The sequence below is a fragment of the Luteibacter sp. CQ10 genome (assembly GCF_040900725.1).
Classification (GTDB): Bacteria; Pseudomonadota; Gammaproteobacteria; order Xanthomonadales; family Rhodanobacteraceae; genus Luteibacter.
This window is the reverse complement of sequence record NZ_JAEUYM010000001.1, coordinates 1,709,136-1,724,687: the sequence shown is the minus strand read 5'-3', so window position 1 is coordinate 1,724,687 and position 15,552 is coordinate 1,709,136. Positions and strand designations below refer to the sequence as shown.

Below are 15,552 nucleotides of genomic sequence, written 5' to 3'. Positions count from 1 at the left end.
CCAGCAAAAGGGTGGAACCCGATCGCAGCGGCGAACGGGTTCGCGATAGCCTCGTCGCCTACGGCCGTGCCGGCTCGAACGGCACCGCCGGCCCGAGCTTGACCGCCTTGCGCCAATCCGCCAGTTTCTCGCCGATGCCCTTGCCCACGTCGATCTGCGGCTCCGACGGTGTGACCGCGTCGCGTTTTTCCCAAGCGGCGATGTCCTCGCGCGCCTTGCCGAAGGCCTCGACGAAGTCCGGCGTGGCGTTGAGCCCGTCGACCAGCCATGCGTGCCCGAAGTAGGTGATGTCCGAATCGGCACCGCACCCGAACGACGTACGGTCCGTGCGTGCCGAGGTCATCACGAGCGTGCCGGCACCCCGGAGCTTCGGCACGAAGCCGCCGGAGTAACAGGCGTTCACCACCAGCACCTTCCAGCGGAAAGGCCGCTTGGAAAGGATGTCGGCAAGACCGTCGGGATCGAGCTGGTCGAGCGGGATCGGGTCCATGTCCACCAGCAGGGAGTGGTCGCTGCCGCCGTGGGTGGCGACGTAGAGCAGCAGGACATCTTCGCGTGGATCCATCACCTTCGTCACGCCGTCGAGTGCCTGCTCGAGATTGGTCCAGCTCGCCAAGGGGTGGGAGGAGAGGGTGGCGGGATTGTTTTCCAGCACCAGGGTATGGCCGGGGCTGGCGAATCGCCGGTCCATCAACCGGCCCATGTATTCGGCCTCGTTGCGGAACACGTCCTCGGCGCCGTCACCGCCGAAAGCGATGGCGTAGACGTTGGTCTTGCCCGCTTCACGCGGCGCGAGACCGGCAATGGCCTTGCGCATGAGGCTGGATTGCGAGGTGAACACCTGCTCGGGCGTGGGACCATCGGCTGGCCAGTCGCCGTTATCGACATCCACGGCCGAGTCATCGGAAGGCGCGTCGGCAACGGAAGAAGAAGGAGCGGGTGCGGTTGCCGCGACGGCCGGTGCCGCGGGTAGCGGCTCGGCACGGACGCTGGCCGGTTGGGGGCCATGACGCAATACGCCCAGGGTGAGCAGCGCGCCGGCGGCGAATGCCGCCAGCACGTAGATCGGCGTACGCCGCCGGGGATCAAGGGACGATGGCATCGAAATCGGCGACGGCAGGGTGACCGGTATCCGTCAGCGGCAGCGGCGGACGGACGAGCTGGGTGGTGAGCATGCCAGCGGCCCGGGCGGCGTCGAGTTCTTCCTTGATGTCGGACAGGAAAAGAATCTGCGAGGGCGGCAGGCCGATGGCTTCGGCGATGCGCCGGTAGGACTCGGTCTCGCGCTTGTGACCGGTCTGCGTATCGAAATAGCCGGAAAACAACGGGGTGAGATCGCCGCTTTCGCTGTGACCGAACATCAGCTTCTGCGCGGGCACCGAGCCGGACGAATACACGTAGAGCTTCAACCCCCTGTCGTGCCACGCCTTGAGGCGGCCTGCCACCTCGGGATACATGTGCGACACGTACGCCTTCGACGCATACCCCTCGCGCCAGATCATGCCCTGCAACGCCTTGAGCGGCGTGGCCTTGCGGTCTTCGTCGATCCAGCGGATCAGCAGGTCGAGCACTTCGTTGCGCTGGGCCTCGACCCACCCGGCCTCTTTCGCCGCCTCATGCAGCCAATGCTGCACTTCCGGATCGTCGGCATGCGTCTCGACGAAGGCCGGCAGATGCTGGCGGGCGTAGGGAAAGAGGACGTCCTTGACGAAATCGATCGAGCTGGTGGTGCCCTCGATGTCCGTGAGGACGGCGCGGATATCGGACATGCGTTACAACCTGCGGGTCGGGGAAGACCCGCAGGATAGCCGAGGCGCCCGGCTTTACGAAGCGTTGGCGGCCGAGGGGTGGGGGTCCATGCGCGGAAACCGCTCGGCGATGTCGGAGCCGGTGAAATTGGCCACCCAGCCCTCGACGTTGGTGAACAGGCGGATCGCCACGAAGTACGGCGACTCGCTCATGTCGAACCAGTGCGTCGTGCCGTCCGGTACGCCGATCAGGTCACCCTTCTCGCAAAGCACTTCATAGACCTTACCGTCGATGTGCAGGGTGAACTGCCCCGCGCCGGCCACGAAGAAACGCACCTCGTCTTCGCTGTGCGAATGCTCGTTCAGGAACTTCTGACGGAATGCGGTTCGATCGGGATGGTCGGGCTTGAGGCTGATGACATCCACCGTGGTGTAGCCGTTTTCGGCCATCAGGCGTTCGATGTCCCCGCGATAGGCCGCGATGACCTCCTCCTGGGTGGCGCCGGGTTCGATGGGCTGGGTGGCTTCCCATTGTTCGAAACGCACGCCGACCTTGTTCAGCTCGGCGGCGATGGCTGCATGATCGGCGAAGATCGCGAGGGGAGCGTCGTTCTTGTGGTCGTCGTAGATGCGCAGGCGGCTCATGGGGAAAGTCTCCGGAGATCGAGTTCGCACCCGAGCAGGAATTCGAGGGCTTCGAGATGGCGCCGGGTTTCCGGCATGTCTCTCCCCCAGGTGTAGATGCCGTGCCCGTCGATCAAGTAGGCGTACAGCGGCTTTCCGGAGTCGATCCATGCATCCACCCGGGCCTCGAGCTCGGGCATGTGCTGCGTATTGGGGAATACGGGGATGTCCAGCACGCTCTCATGCGTGGTGTACCCGGAGATTGCCTTCTGCAGTTCCCAGCCTTCTAGCCGGATCCTGCCTTCCTTGGAGAAAAGCCTCGATGCGACGCTCTGCGTTCGCGAATGCGTATGCAGCACCACGTTCGCCTGGGGAAAGCGACGATAGACCTGGGTATGCAGGCCGGTTTCGGCGGAGGGGCGGGAGTCGCTCCCCACGGCCTTGCCGTCCATGTCGACCACCATGATGTCGTCGCGCCCGAGACGGCCCTTGTCACGTCCCGAAATCGTGATCGCGGCGAGGCCGGCGTCCAGGCGCATCGAGAAATTGCTGCTGGTGGCCGGCGTCCAGCCGAGGGCGGCGAGGTCGCGGGCGGCGCCCGCGATCGCGTCGGCGCAATCGGCCAGCCGGGCGGGATCGATGGAGGAAAGGGCTTTCGACATGGCTTTGGACGTCCAAACAAGGCGATCAGCATATCATGGGGCCCAAGACGGCCCGGCGATAATGCGAATTACTCCGTTTCTGCCGAAAGCGTAGGATGGACGAGGTTTGTCACCGACGGAGGCGTTTTCGTTTATGTCGCAACACGATTCGAACAACGAGGGGCGTCGCCGCTTCCTCAAGGTCGCCACGGGCGCCATGGCGGCCGCGACTGTCCTGAGCACGGTGCCTCGCCAGGCACGGGCCCAGGATCTCCCCCATCTTTCGCCTTCGGACCCCACGGCTTCGGCCCTGAAGTACGTCGAGGACGGCACCAAGGCGCAGGGCCGCAAGACGCCGAACGATTTCTGCGCCGACTGCAGTTTCTTCCAGGGCAAGGCCGGTGGGGCATGGGGCCCTTGCCAGCTCTTCCCGGGCAAGGCCGTGAATGCCAAGGGCTGGTGCGTCTCGCACACCCACGTGGCCTGAGCCCTTCCGACACGGTCTCCATCGCACTGGCCCGTGCCGACGCGACCCATGGAGACCATGTGAAAAAGGCCGACCCCGAGGGGCCGGCCTTTTTTGCGCCTATCCGTTCAGGATAGGCAGGTAATGAGCGCGGAGGCTGTCTCCGCAAAATGCAGCCCAAGCGCGCCAGGCCGAGGAGCTGACCCGCCTGACGCGCCGGGCGGCAATCCGGGGCCCACTGCCAAGTGATTTACCCTCGGAACCGGGATCATACTCTCCTGGGGGCGCGACCGGCCAATGGCGGATGAACGTTATGGCATCTTTCTTTGATTTTTTAGTAAAAACAAAGGCTTAACGTTTTATTTTCAAGTCGTGTCGAAAAACGCGCCGTACCGCCCGCCCGCTCAACCGCGCCGATGAAGCCGGCTGTGCCGGTAGCTGTAAGCGAAGTAGATGACGACGCCGATGAGCGTCCACACACCCATCAGTGCCCAGTTGCGCACGCCCATCGACCACAGCAGGAAGATGCAGCTCAACACGCCGAGCGTGCAGGTGACCGGCGCGAACGGCACGCGGAACGAACGCGGGATGTCCGGCTGCGTCTTGCGCAGGATGAGCACGCCGATGCACACCGCGCTGAATGCGACGAGCGTGCCCATCGACGTGAGGTCGCCGAGCAGGTTGAGCGGGAACACGGCGGCGAGCAAGGCGATGCCCAGGCCGGTGATCACCGTGTTGATATGCGGCGTGCGGTATCTGGGGTGAATCGTGGTGAACACCTTCGGCATGAGTCCGTCGCGGCCCATGATCATGAAGATGCGCGGCTGGGCGATGATCATCACCAGCACCACCGACGACAGGCCGATGAGCGCGCCGACTTCCACCACGCCGCGCAGCCAGCCCAGTTCGGGATGGTTGCGGATCGCGGTGACCACCGGTTCGGACGTGCCCAGTTCCGAGAAGGGCACGAGGCCGGTCAGCACGGCGGCCATGGCGATATAGAGCACCGTGCAGATCGCCAGCGACGCGAGCGTGCCGATGGGCATGTCGCGCTGGGGATTCTTCGATTCCTGCGCCGCCGTCGACGTCGCCTCGAAGCCGATATAGGCGAAGAACACCATCGAGGCGCCGCGCAGGATGCCAGACCAGCCGTACTTGTCGCCGCCCTGGTTCTCGGGGATGAAAGGGTGCCAGTTGGCCGTGTCGATGTGGCTTGCGCCGACCACGATCACGACGACGATCAGTGCCGTCTTCAGCAGCACCATGGCCATGTTGAGCCCGGTGGATTCCTTGATGCCCACGTAGCAGAGCCAGGTGAGGGCGAGCGTGATGCCCACCGCGGGCAGGTTGAACAGCGCGCCGGTGGCCACGAGATGGCCGTCGATGAAATCGAGGGGCGCGTTAGTGAGCGAGGGCGGTATGTGGATGCCGACGTGGTCGAGCAGGCTCACGAAGTAGCCCGTCCAGCTCACCGCCACCGCGGAGGCGGATACGCCGTATTCGAGAATGAGGTTCCAGCCGATGAACCACGCCGCGCCTTCGCCGAGGGTGGCGTAGGCGTAGGAATAGGCGCTTCCCGACACGGGAATCAGCGACGCGAACTCGGCGTAGCACAACGCGGTGAACACGCTGCAGATCGCCGCGAGGATGAACGAGAGGATGATCGCTGGGCCGGCATGCTCGGCCGCGGCCACGCCGGTGATCACGAAGATGCCGCCGCCGATGACCGCGCCGATGCCCAGTGCCGTCAGGCCCCACGGGCCGAGGGTGCGTCGCAGCGCGGGACCGTGCGCGTCGTCGGGTTCGGCCTGGGGGGATTTCTTGGCGAGTAACTGCTGGAGCATGGAAGGCCCGGAAATGACGTCGATCGGAAAAGGATAGGACGAAAAAGAAAAGCCGGCGGACATCCGCCGGCCTTTCGAAAGTGACTCGAATCAGCTCAAGGACTTGCGCAGCTTACTGTGCGCGTAGCCATAGCCGAAGTAGATGAGCTGACCGATGACGATCCAGCCCACCATCAGGCGCCAGTGCTCCTCGAAGGCCTGCCAGAACAGGTAGACGCAGGAGAGGGTGCCGAGGATGGTGATCGGCCACACCATGGGCACGCGGAAGCTGCGCTTCAGGTCCGGCCGGGTGTAACGCAGGATCAGCACGCCCATGCAGACGGTGGCGAAGGCGAGCAGGGTGCCCATCGACACCAGTTCGCCCAGCACGCTGACCGGGAACAGGCCAGCCATCGCCGCCGCCGCCACGCCGACGATCACGGTACCGACATAGGGCGTGCGGAACTTGTCGTGCACCTTCGCCATGGCCGGCGGCAGGAGGCCGTCGCGCGCCATCGAGAAGAAGATGCGCGGCAGGCCCATGAGCATCACCAGGATCACCGACGACAGGCCGGTGATGGCACCGAGCACGACGATGGCCTTGAGCCAGGAGAGCTGCGGATACAGGCCCAGCGCGGTAGCCACCGGCTCGGGTGTATTCAGCATGCGGAACGGCGCGATACCGGTGAGCACGAGCGCCACGGCGATGTAGAGCACGGTGCAGACGGCCAGCGAGCCGAGGATGCCGATCGGCATGTCGCGCTGCGGGTTCTTGGCTTCGCCGGCCGCCGTCGACACGGCGTCGAAGCCCACGTAGGAGAAGAACACGATGGTGGCCGCGCGGAAGATGCCGCCCCAGCCGAAGGTGCCTTCGCCTTCCGACGGCGGGATGAACGGATGCCAGTTGTCCGGGTTGATCATGCGGATCGCGAAGGCCAGGAACAGCAGGATCACCACGACCTTGATCGCCACGATGATCGAGTTGACGAAGGCCGACTGCGTGATGCCCACGTAGCACAGGCCCGACAGCGCGGCGACGATGACCACGGCCGGCAGGTTGACCAGCGTGCCGGTGGACTGGATGTGGCCGGCGACGAACTGGAACGGCGCCGACGACAGGGACGCCGGCAGCGTGATGTCGCTGCCGATCGTCTGCCCGATCAGGCCGAGCAGTTCGTTGAAGTAGCCCGACCAGCCGGCGGCGACGGTGGCCGCGGCGAAGAGGTATTCCAGCACGAGGTTCCAGCCGACGAACCAGGCGATGTATTCGCCGAGCGTGGCGTAGGAATAGGAATAGGCGCTACCCGACACCGGCAGCATGGCGGCGAACTCGGCGTAGCACAGGCCCGCGAGCGCGCACGCGAAGCCGGCGATGAGGAAGCTGATGACCAGCGCGGGGCCGGCATGCAGCGCGGCGGCCTGGCCGGTGATCACGAAGATACCGGCACCGATGACGGCGCCGATGCCCAGGAGGATGAGGTGACGCGCGGTGAGGACGCGCTTGAGTTCGCCTCCGTGCGCGCCGGTATCGATGTGCTCGCCAGCATCGACGTGCGGCGCCGCCTCGATCGGGTGCGTCGCAAACAGGTGTTTCAACATGTTTCTCCCCTACTGCCGAATGGGTGCTTTCTTATGTGGACCGCCGCGTGAGTTACGGTGGACACGCCGCTGCCCTGAAGCGCTGGCACGGCACCATAGCCCAGCGGGGCTCGGCCGTACAAGCTGCAATGCGAGGCGCGCCAACACATTGCACGGGGCGTTCGGGATGTCGACCATGACTTGCGGCGGTTGTGCATGGGTGAAGTGGGATGCTCAGAACAACATGTTCAGGGCGACCTGGGGTGTCACGTCGTCGGATCGGTTGCGTCCCGCCACGGTGAACTGCACGCCGGCGATGAGCCCCATGGTGGAACTGAAGTGGTATTCGGCCGCCGGCGCCAGGCTGAACGTCTGGCCGGGCTTGTAGCGGGCGAACGTACCGTGGTCGCTGGTGACGCGCAGCGAGCCCTGGCGGTTCCACACCGCTTCGCCCACCAGCACCCAGCGGGGGTCGAGCGCATATTCGGCGGCGAGGGTGGCGTTCCAGGCCTGGGAGGCGTGCACGCGGCCACGAAAGCCCTCGTCGGTGCCGTAGATGCTGGCGCCGCGCACGCGGATGGCGCGGGGAGAAGGGCTCCAGGCCACCTGTCCGCGCCAGCGCACCGCGCGCCCGGCGTCGAGCAGGTAGAGGCGTTGGGCGCCGACGACCCAATGGGTACGCGCCGCGCCGCTGCCGGTGGCGTTGAGCGGATTGGTATCCAGTTGGTGATATGTGCCCGTGGTGAGGTTATGGGCCGCGGCGACGGCCACGACCAGGCCCGTCCCATCGGCCGCGGGCGCCAGGAGTCGCTGTTGCATGCGCAGGTTGGTGTCGCCGACGCGCAGCAGGCCGTCGGTATGGATGCCGCCGCCGCTGGTGCGCGACGCCGTCGGCGTCAATTGCACGCCGAAACTGTCGGTGATGCCGTAGGTCACCGGTACCGCCAGTTGCCATTGGCGAAGCATCGGACGCGATGCGTGGCGGCCCCCGGCATTGTCATAGCGGCCTCGGGTGTTGGCATGAATGAGGCAAGGCTCGATGTTGAGCATGCCTGCGGGCAGCGTGTTGACGGCGGGCGTCACCAGCGGCCCGGTGAAGTTCACGGTGGGGGAGGCACCTACGACACCGGGCGCGAGACCGATGGCGATCGCCATCGCCGGTACGACTCGGGGGAAAGAGGGAGGAGGCATTCGCGTTTCCTTGCGTAGCGCAGCGGTCGCTGCGGGACATGGCCGACCCGCTCCGTGGCGTGTCGGATTCCATCCTAGGCAGCGTCATGCGGCCCGCAACATCAGACTCGTCTGAAAAAGTCGTGCGAAAATAGGGCATTCGATCCAGGCGATTTCCCCATGGCACGGCTTTCTCCTCTCTCCGACGCTTTCCACCAATACGCCGAGCGCTGGCCGGCCGAATCCGATGCGGCTTCCTTCGCCGCCTGGTTGAGCGATACGGCACGGCCCTTTCATCGCGAAACGCTCGAAGGGCATTTCACCGGTTCGGCCTGGCTCGTCAGCGATGACGGTGAGCGCGTGTTGCTGATGCACCACCGCAAACTGGATCGCTGGCTGCAGCCGGGCGGTCACGCCGACGGCGATCCGGATCTCGAGGGCGTGGCCCTGCGCGAGGCACGGGAAGAAACCGGGCTGGGCGGCCTGGAGGTCGTGCCGGGCATCTTCGATCTCGACCGCCACCGGATTCCCGCGCGGGGCCACGAGCCGGAACACTGGCACTACGACGTGCGCTACGTGGTGGTGGCGCGCGGTTCGGAAGCGTTCGAAGCGAATGAAGAGTCGTTGGCGCTGGCCTGGCACCCGGTCGCCGAGGTCGCGGCCGATCCCGCTACGGACGAATCGTTGCGCCGCATGGCCAACAAGTGGCTGGAGCGCGCTCGCTGACCGCGGTGAACGGTAGAAGCGGACAGCGTCCGCTCCCACCTTGGTTCGCCCCGATGCGTATTCAGGCGTACTTGGCGGGAGCCGGGTGTACCGTGCCGCAGTTGGTGCATGTGCGGGCGTCGGTCGAACGATAGAAACGCTCGAACACCGGCGGAAAATCGTTCTCGATGCTTTCGAGCACGAAATATTCTTCGAACAGCTTGGTATTGCACTTTCCGCAGAACCAGAGCAACCCGTCGCGTTCGCCCGCCGTGCGGCGGCGCTCGATCACCAGGCCCACCGAGTCCGGCATGCGCTGCGGCGAGTGAGGCACCCGTGGAGGCAGGTAGAACACCTCGCCGGCGCGGATGGGAATGTCCCGGGCCTCGCCGCCGTCCTGCACCTTCAGCACCATCTCGCCTTCGAGCTGGTAGAAGAATTCGGGCCCTTCGTCGTAGTGGTAGTCGGTGCGGGCATTGGGGCCACCCACGATCATGACGATGAAGTCGCCGTCGACGATGCATTTGTTGCCGACCGGCGGCTTGAGCAGGGCACGGTGGTCGTCGATCCAGCGCTTGAGGTCGATGGGAGGCAGCAGGCTCATGGAAGGCGTTCGCTCGTGGTTCGCCCGATCATACTCCTGACCGCCGACCCAACGTCGGTCTATCCGGTACTTCCGGCCGGACGCGCCGTGTCGTAAAACGGCTGTCCATCTCTCGGCAGGCCTCTCTTCCCATGGCGTCGTGGTACCACGGCAGAACGCCCGAACCCGCGCCGCGATCGCCTCCACGAGGCCGGCGCGAAGCGTCGGTCGTGATCGTCGGCGGCGGCTTTGCCGGCCTGAATACCGCGCTGGGCCTGGCGGCGCGCGGCGTGCGCGACGTGGTGTTGCTGGAATCGCGAACGATCGGCTTCGGCGCGTCGGGTCGCAACGGCGGTTTCGTTTTCGCGGGCTATTCGCTCGGGGAAAGGGCGCTTCTCGATAGGGTGGGCGAGGCGAAGGCGAGATCGCTCTACCGACGTACCGTGGACGCGGTCGACCTCATCCGCGAACGCATTGCCACCCTTGCCATCGACTGCGATTGCGTCGACGCGGGCGTGGTCTGGGCCAACTGGTTTCGCGATGGCCGGCTGCTGCGCGACCGCCAGCGTCTGCTCGCGGAGCATTACGACGCCGACTGGCAATGGATTCCCGCCGACGCGATGCATGAGTTCGTGCGCAGCCGCCGATACCATGACGGGCTCTATGAGCGCAATGCCATGCACATCGATCCGCTGGCATACGCCCGTGGCCTGGCCCGTGTCGCCGAAGCGGCCGGCGTGTCCATCCATGAAGGTTCGCGGGTTCGCATGCTGGAGCGGCGCGGCCCGCGCTGGGTACTTCGCGTGGGCGATGCGGAGATCGAGGCGCCCCAGGTCGTCCTGGCGTGCGGCGGTTATCTCGCGGGACTGGATCGCCGCATCGACAGGGCGGTGCTGCCGATCGCCACCTATGTGATGGTCACCGAGCCGCTTGGCGAGCGGCTGGCGGAATGCCTGCCCACGCGAGCGGCCATCTACGACACGCGTTTCGCCTTCGATTACTATCGGCCGTTATCGGACACGCGGTTGCTCTGGGGAGGTCGGATCTCGATTCGCGACCGTTCGCCCCGTGCCGTGCAGCATCTCCTGGCGAGGGATCTCATCCGCGTGTTTCCCTCGTTGAAAGGCGTGCGCATCGAGCAGGCCTGGTCGGGGCTGATGAGTTATGCGCGGCATGAGATGCCGCAAGTGGGAACGCACGGTAACGGCCTCTGGTATGCCCAGGCGTTCGGCGGACATGGATTGGCGCCGACCTGCGCGGCGGGTGAGGCGCTGGCCGAAGCGATCGCGGCAGGGGAGGCGAGCTTGCCCGACTACGCCGATTTCGGCCTCGATCCGGTGCATCGGCCGTTCGGTTATCTCGCCGCGCAAGGCACGTACTGGAAATACGAATTCGCCGATTGGATGAAATCGCGCCTCGAAGGGTGAGCGACCACGGCGAGTGGGAGCCGTTCCTATCGGCGGATCATGGTTGCCGTGTTGCTCGATCTAGCCAGACCACGATGCCCTGCGCATTCAGCCGGATGTCGATTTTCAGCAGCCCGACGATCTCTTCCCGCGACAATGTCACGCCGTGCCTGTGCGCACGCCCGACGTAAAGCTCGGCGAACTCGTTGGCGATGCGCAGCTCCCGTTCCGGCGCGCCCGCATGGCGTCCCGCGATCGCGACCATGGCATCGATCTGCTCGCGCAGGTCGTTCGCCAACCGCGCTACGTCTTCCACGCGGTCGTAATGCGTGAGGTACATCGCCTCGGGCTCGTAGCCCATCATGCGATCGATGGACGCATGCGCCTCATCCGGATCGAACTGTACGGGTGATGTCGTGGGAATGACGAATGGCCCGTGGGCCGTATCGAATTCCCGGTATGACAATCCGAAGATATCGCCCGTGAAGAAGGCATTCGCCCGTTCGTCGTGGATGGCGATGTGATGCTTGGCATGCCCAGGGGTATCAAGGCAGAGCAGGGCACGACCGGCCAGGTCGACCACGAATCCGTCGGAGGCTTCGACCACGCGCTCCTTCGGTACCGGCACGATCTCGCCATAATCACGACGTACCGCTTGCTCGCCGTAGACCGCCGCGGCCCCGGCGATCAACACCGACGGATCGATCATGTGCCGCGCTCCGCGCGGATGCACGGCCAGCCTGGCATGGGGCAAGTGCTTCATCAGTTCGCCCGCGCCACCGGCATGGTCGAGGTGCACGTGAGTGAGGATGACCCAGTCGACGTCCCCCGGACGAAGATCGGCCGCTTTGATCGCGTCGAGGAAGCGCGGTACCGAATGCGTGGTGCCGCTGTCGATGAACGCGCCACGTCCGCGCTCGACCACGAGGTAGGCGGCGTCGAACGAAGGCCGGCCGAAACCGGTGTCGATGGTGTGGATGCCGTGCATGGGCCGAGTCCTCTCTGACCGTTGCCGAAAGACCATCCTGCCGGAGGGGGTGGGAGCGGACCGTGTCCGCGAACCGGCGGCAGCCGGCTTCTTGCCCGTGTAACGGCATCCTTCCCTGGATGCCGTGCCATGCCTGTCCCGCCTTGGCGGATCCGGCAGGCGGATACTTCAGAGAGCCTCGAACACGCCCGCCGCGCCCATGCCCGTGCCGATGCACATCGTCACCATGCCGTACTTCTGCTTGCGGCGGCGCAGGCCGTGGATCAGCGTGGCGGCACGGACGGCGCCGGTGGCGCCCAGCGGGTGGCCGAGGGCGATGGCGCCGCCCAGCGGATTCACCTTGGCCGGGTCGAGGCCGAGGTCGCGGATCACGGCCAGGGCCTGGGCGGCGAAGGCCTCGTTCAGTTCGATCCAGTCCAGCTGATCCACGCTGAGGCCGGTCTGCTTGAGCGCTTTGGGAATGGCTTCCTTCGGACCGATACCCATGATTTCGGGCGCCACGCCCGCCACCGAGAAACCGACGAAGCGGGCGAGCGGGGTGAGGCCGTAGTCCTTGATGGCCTTTTCGCTGGCGAGCAGCAGCGCGCCGGCGCCGTCCGACATCTGCGAGGAATTGCCCGCCGTGACCGACCCGCCGAACTGGCCGTTGCGGAACACGGGACGCAGCTTGCCCAGTACCTCGAGCGACGTATCGGCGCGCGGGCCCTCATCGATGGAGATGATGCGGCGGTCTTCCTTCACCGTGCGGTTCTTGAGATCCGGGTAGCGGTCGTCGAGCTGGAACGGCGTGATCTCGTCGGCGAACTCGCCGGCCTGGATGGCGGCCAGCGCACGCTGGTGCGACTGCAACGCGAAAGCGTCCTGATCGTCGCGGCTCACCTTCCAACGCTCGGCCACCTTCTCGGCGGTGATGCCCATGCCGAAGGCGATGGCGCGGTTCTCGTCGTTCTCGAAGATGGCCGGGTTCATCGCCACCTTGTGGCCCATCATGGGCACCATGCTCATCGACTCCGTGCCGCCGGCGAGCATGAGGTCGGCTTCGCCCAGGCGGATGCGGTCGGCGGCCATGGCGATGGCCTGCACGCCGGAGGAGCAGAAGCGATTGATGGTGACGCCCGGCACCTGCTCGGGCAGGCCGGCCAGCAGCACGCCGATGCGCGCCACGTTCATGCCTTGCTCGGCCTCGGGCATCGCGCAGCCGATGATGGCGTCGCCGATGGCGGCCGGGTCGATGCCCGGCGCCTGCTCGATGACCGCGCGGATGACGTGCGCGAGCATGTCGTCGGGACGGGTGTTGCGGAACACGCCGCGCGGCGCCTTGCCTACCGGGGTGCGGGTGGCGGCGACGATGTAGGCGTCTTGCACTTGCTTGCTCATGGGGTGGTTCCTTTAAGGGGGCAGGTCGGATGCGTAAGAGCGCGTGGCGCGTCAGTTACGCAGCGGCTTGCCCGTCGTCATCGTGTGGGCGATGCGGGCCTGGGTCTTTTCGGTCTGCGCCAGTTCGACGAAGTGGCGGCGCTCGAGGGCGAGCAACCATTCTTCATCCACCTGCGAGCCGCGTTCGATGCGGCCGCCGCTAAGCGTGTCGGCGATGCGGCCGGCGATCTCGACGTCGTGCGGCGAGGCGAAATAGCCTTCGACCATGTTCGCCAGCGAGGCCTTGAACGAGGCCGTGCCCACGTCGCCCGCGACCGGAATCGCGCGCGCGGGCAGCGGCGGGCGGTAGCCGGCTTCGGCCATCGCCAGCGCCTGGGCCTTGGCGACGTGAAGCAGTTCGTAGGCGTTGAAGACGACCACGTCGTCCTTGCGCAGCAGGCCGAGCGATTTGGCCTCGAGGGCGCTACCCGAGACCTTGGCCATGGCGACCGTCTCGAACACCTTCTTGAGCGCCTCGAACGGGTCTTCCGGGTTGGCCTGTGCGGCACGCACGGCCAGTTCCTTCAGGCCACCGCCGGCGGGCAGCAGGCCCACGCCGGCCTCGACCAGGCCGATGTAGCTTTCCAGCGCGGCGACGGTGCGCGCCGAATGCATCTGGAATTCGCAACCGCCGCCCAGGGCCAGGCCGCGCACGGCGGCCACGACCGGCACCAGCGAGTACTTGATGCGCATGCTGGTGGCCTGGAAGTTGGCCACCATGGCCTCGAACTCGGCCAGCTTGCCGGCCTGCAGCAGGCCCAGCGCGCCCTTGAGATCGGCACCGGCGGAGAACGGCTCCGACGGCTGCCACAGCACCACGCCGCGGAACTGCTGTTCGGCCAGGCCGATGGCATGCTGGATGCCGTCGAGCACGTGGTCGTTGACCGTGTGCATCTTGGTCTTGAACGAGATGACGCCGATGCCGTCGCCCGTGGTCCACAGGCGGATGCCGTCGTTTTCCCAGACGGTGGTGCCCTGGTCGAAGCGTTCGCCGAGAATGGGGTCGGGGAACGCCTGGCGCTGGTAGACCGGATGCGTGGAGCGCGGCTTCTCGGCATCGGCGCTGGCCGAGTAGGAACCCGCCTTGCCATGCACGCCTTCGCGGGCGGTGACCCAGGCGGGCAGCGGTGCGTTGCTCATGGCCTTGCCGGCGGCGATGTCCTCGGCGATCCAGCCGGCGACCTGCTTCCAGCCCGCGGCCTGCCACAACTCGAACGGGCCGAGCTTCCAGCCGTAACCCCAGCGGATGGCGAAGTCGACGTCACGCGCCGTGTCGGCGATGTCGGCGAGATGGTAGGCGGTGTAGTGGAAGAGGTCGCGGAACACGGCCCAGAGGAACTGGGCCTGCGTGTCGGACGATGCGCGAAGTTTCGCGAACTTCTCGGCTGGATCCTTGATGGCGAGGATGGCGGCGACCTCGTCGGAGGCCTTGCCTTCCGACGGGCGGTAATCCTGCTTCTGCAGGTCGAGCACGACGATGTCCTTGCCCGCCTTGCGATAGAAGCCCGCCCCGGTCTTCTGGCCCAGGGCGCCCTTGTCGATCAGGCCCTTCAGCCACACGGGCGGCTGGAAATAGCTATGCCAGGGATCGTCGGGCAGGGTGTCGCCCATGGTCTTGACCACGTGGGCCAGGGTATCCAGGCCCACCACGTCGGCCGTGCGGTAGGTGGCGCTCTTCGGGCGGCCGATGGCCGGGCCCGTGAGCGCGTCGACGGTGTCGAAGCCCAGCCCGAATTTTTCGGTGTGGTACATGGTCGACAGCATCGAGAACACGCCGATGCGATTGCCGATGAAGTTGGGCGTGTCGCGCGCGTAGACCACCCCCTTGCCCAGCGCGGTGGTGAGGAAGGCTTCCAGGCCTTCGAGCACGGCCGCGTCGGTGAGCTTCGTGGGAATCAGCTCCACCAGGTGCATGTAGCGCGGGGGATTGAAGAAGTGCACGCCCGTGAAGCGGTGGCGCAGCTGTTCGGGCAGGGCCTCGGCCAGGCCGTTGATCGAAAGGCCGGAGGTGTTGCTCGCCAGCACCGCCGTGCTCGACACGTGCGGAGCGATCTTCGTGTACAGGTCGAGCTTCCAGTCCATCCGTTCGGCGATAGCCTCGATCACGAGGTCGACATCGGCCAGCTGGCCCAGGTCGTCCTCGTAGTTGGCCGGAATGATGGCGGCGCCCAGCGATTTCTCGGCCAGCGGCGCGGGGGACAGCCTGGCCAGGTTGGCGATGGCCTTGAGCGCGATGCCGCTCTTGGGACCTTCCTTGGCGGGAAGGTCGAACAGCACGGTTTCCACGTTGGCGTTCGTCAGGTGCGCGGCGATCTGCGCGCCCATGACGCCGGCGCCGAGTACCGCGGCCTTGCGAATGCGTAACGGTGTTGCGGTCATGGTGTTCTCCGATGGTGCAAAGAAG

14 protein-coding genes are annotated in these 15,552 nt (G+C 66.1%); 3 read left to right on the top strand and 11 right to left on the bottom strand.

The features are described from left to right. Window positions 1-58 precede the first annotated feature (58 nt). The 4 genes from JNG39_RS07555 to JNG39_RS07540 are packed head-to-tail and all read right to left on the bottom strand — an operon-like array spanning window position 59 to window position 3,034. On the bottom strand, window positions 59-1,102 hold the full coding sequence (locus JNG39_RS07555) for a C13 family peptidase (protein WP_368310533.1): 1,044 nt from the start codon (window positions 1,100-1,102) through the stop codon (window positions 59-61). Beyond that, window positions 1,086-1,769: an acireductone synthase gene (gene mtnC, locus JNG39_RS07550; protein ID WP_368310532.1), complete on the bottom strand. Its 684-nt coding sequence runs from the start codon at window positions 1,767-1,769 to the stop codon at window positions 1,086-1,088. The genes JNG39_RS07555 and mtnC overlap by 17 nt, the downstream gene beginning before the upstream one ends. A gap of 54 nt (window positions 1,770-1,823) precedes the next feature. Next, window positions 1,824-2,393, bottom strand: a complete 570-nt coding sequence (locus tag JNG39_RS07545; protein ID WP_368310531.1) for an acireductone dioxygenase — start codon at window positions 2,391-2,393, stop codon at window positions 1,824-1,826. Continuing rightward, a complete protein-coding gene (locus JNG39_RS07540; RefSeq protein WP_368310530.1) occupies window positions 2,390-3,034 on the bottom strand; it encodes a methylthioribulose 1-phosphate dehydratase in 645 nt (214 codons plus the stop codon). Before JNG39_RS07540 ends, JNG39_RS07545 begins: the two co-directional genes overlap by 4 nt. Before the next feature lie 133 nt (window positions 3,035-3,167). On the opposite strand from JNG39_RS07540, the gene JNG39_RS07535 reads away from it, so the two are divergent. Then, entirely contained in the window at window positions 3,168-3,500 is a 333-nt protein-coding gene (locus JNG39_RS07535) for a high-potential iron-sulfur protein (protein WP_368310529.1), read from the top strand. Window positions 3,501-3,883: 383 nt separating this feature from the next. Here the strand turns inward: JNG39_RS07535 and JNG39_RS07530 are convergent, their stop codons facing one another. From JNG39_RS07530 to JNG39_RS07520, 3 genes are all read right to left on the bottom strand, one after another. Beyond that, the gene (locus tag JNG39_RS07530; protein ID WP_368310528.1) at window positions 3,884-5,323 is read right to left on the bottom strand and encodes an amino acid permease; all 1,440 of its coding nucleotides are present in this window, start codon (window positions 5,321-5,323) and stop codon (window positions 3,884-3,886) included. A gap of 90 nt (window positions 5,324-5,413) precedes the next feature. Next, on the bottom strand, window positions 5,414-6,901 hold the full coding sequence (locus JNG39_RS07525; RefSeq protein ID WP_368310527.1) for an amino acid permease: 1,488 nt from the start codon (window positions 6,899-6,901) through the stop codon (window positions 5,414-5,416). A gap of 213 nt (window positions 6,902-7,114) precedes the next feature. Next, window positions 7,115-8,071, bottom strand: a complete 957-nt coding sequence (locus JNG39_RS07520) for a transporter (protein ID WP_368310525.1) — start codon at window positions 8,069-8,071, stop codon at window positions 7,115-7,117. 159 nt (window positions 8,072-8,230) lie between these two features. Here JNG39_RS07520 and JNG39_RS07515 point away from each other — a divergent pair, with 159 nt between their 5' ends. Then, window positions 8,231-8,776, top strand: coding sequence for an NUDIX hydrolase (locus JNG39_RS07515; RefSeq protein WP_368310524.1), 546 nt, complete (start codon window positions 8,231-8,233; stop codon window positions 8,774-8,776). A 61-nt stretch (window positions 8,777-8,837) separates the two neighbouring features. Here JNG39_RS07515 and JNG39_RS07510 read toward each other — a convergent pair whose 3' ends face one another. Further along, a complete protein-coding gene (locus JNG39_RS07510) occupies window positions 8,838-9,359 on the bottom strand; it encodes a 3-hydroxyanthranilate 3,4-dioxygenase (RefSeq protein ID WP_368310523.1) in 522 nt (173 codons plus the stop codon). A 209-nt stretch (window positions 9,360-9,568) separates the two neighbouring features. On the opposite strand from JNG39_RS07510, the gene JNG39_RS07505 reads away from it, so the two are divergent. Then, window positions 9,569-10,765, top strand: a complete 1,197-nt coding sequence (locus JNG39_RS07505; protein WP_368310522.1) for an NAD(P)/FAD-dependent oxidoreductase — start codon at window positions 9,569-9,571, stop codon at window positions 10,763-10,765. Window positions 10,766-10,802: 37 nt separating this feature from the next. Here the strand turns inward: JNG39_RS07505 and JNG39_RS07500 are convergent, their stop codons facing one another. The 3 genes from JNG39_RS07500 to JNG39_RS07490 form a co-directional block, all read right to left on the bottom strand. After that, complete coding sequence (locus JNG39_RS07500) at window positions 10,803-11,732, bottom strand: MBL fold metallo-hydrolase (protein WP_368310521.1); 930 nt, start codon at window positions 11,730-11,732, stop codon at window positions 10,803-10,805. Window positions 11,733-11,900: 168 nt separating this feature from the next. Beyond that, window positions 11,901-13,109: an acetyl-CoA C-acyltransferase gene (locus JNG39_RS07495; RefSeq protein WP_368310520.1), complete on the bottom strand. Its 1,209-nt coding sequence runs from the start codon at window positions 13,107-13,109 to the stop codon at window positions 11,901-11,903. 51 nt (window positions 13,110-13,160) lie between these two features. Next, window positions 13,161-15,527, bottom strand: coding sequence for a 3-hydroxyacyl-CoA dehydrogenase/enoyl-CoA hydratase family protein (locus JNG39_RS07490; RefSeq protein WP_368310519.1), 2,367 nt, complete (start codon window positions 15,525-15,527; stop codon window positions 13,161-13,163). Window positions 15,528-15,552: the final 25 nt, after the last annotated feature.

Bases quoted from the DNA above. Each gene is read 5' to 3' on its own strand.
- mtnC (WP_368310532.1), bottom strand. From the start codon at position 1,769: ATGTCCGATATCCGCGCCGTCCTCACGGACATCGAGGGCACCACCAGC.
- JNG39_RS07555 (WP_368310533.1), bottom strand. From the start codon at position 1,102: ATGCCATCGTCCCTTGATCCCCGGCGGCGTACGCCGATCTACGTGCTG.
- JNG39_RS07495 (WP_368310520.1), bottom strand. From the start codon at position 13,109: ATGAGCAAGCAAGTGCAAGACGCCTACATCGTCGCCGCCACCCGCACC.
- JNG39_RS07520 (WP_368310525.1), bottom strand. From the start codon at position 8,071: ATGCCTCCTCCCTCTTTCCCCCGAGTCGTACCGGCGATGGCGATCGCC.
- JNG39_RS07510 (WP_368310523.1), bottom strand. From the start codon at position 9,359: ATGAGCCTGCTGCCTCCCATCGACCTCAAGCGCTGGATCGACGACCAC.
- JNG39_RS07530 (WP_368310528.1), bottom strand. From the start codon at position 5,323: ATGCTCCAGCAGTTACTCGCCAAGAAATCCCCCCAGGCCGAACCCGAC.
- JNG39_RS07500 (WP_368310521.1), bottom strand. From the start codon at position 11,732: ATGCACGGCATCCACACCATCGACACCGGTTTCGGCCGGCCTTCGTTC.
- JNG39_RS07490 (WP_368310519.1), bottom strand. From the start codon at position 15,527: ATGACCGCAACACCGTTACGCATTCGCAAGGCCGCGGTACTCGGCGCC.
- JNG39_RS07535 (WP_368310529.1), top strand. From the start codon at position 3,168: ATGTCGCAACACGATTCGAACAACGAGGGGCGTCGCCGCTTCCTCAAG.
- JNG39_RS07525 (WP_368310527.1), bottom strand. From the start codon at position 6,901: ATGTTGAAACACCTGTTTGCGACGCACCCGATCGAGGCGGCGCCGCAC.
- JNG39_RS07545 (WP_368310531.1), bottom strand. From the start codon at position 2,393: ATGAGCCGCCTGCGCATCTACGACGACCACAAGAACGACGCTCCCCTC.
- JNG39_RS07540 (WP_368310530.1), bottom strand. From the start codon at position 3,034: ATGTCGAAAGCCCTTTCCTCCATCGATCCCGCCCGGCTGGCCGATTGC.
- JNG39_RS07515 (WP_368310524.1), top strand. From the start codon at position 8,231: ATGGCACGGCTTTCTCCTCTCTCCGACGCTTTCCACCAATACGCCGAG.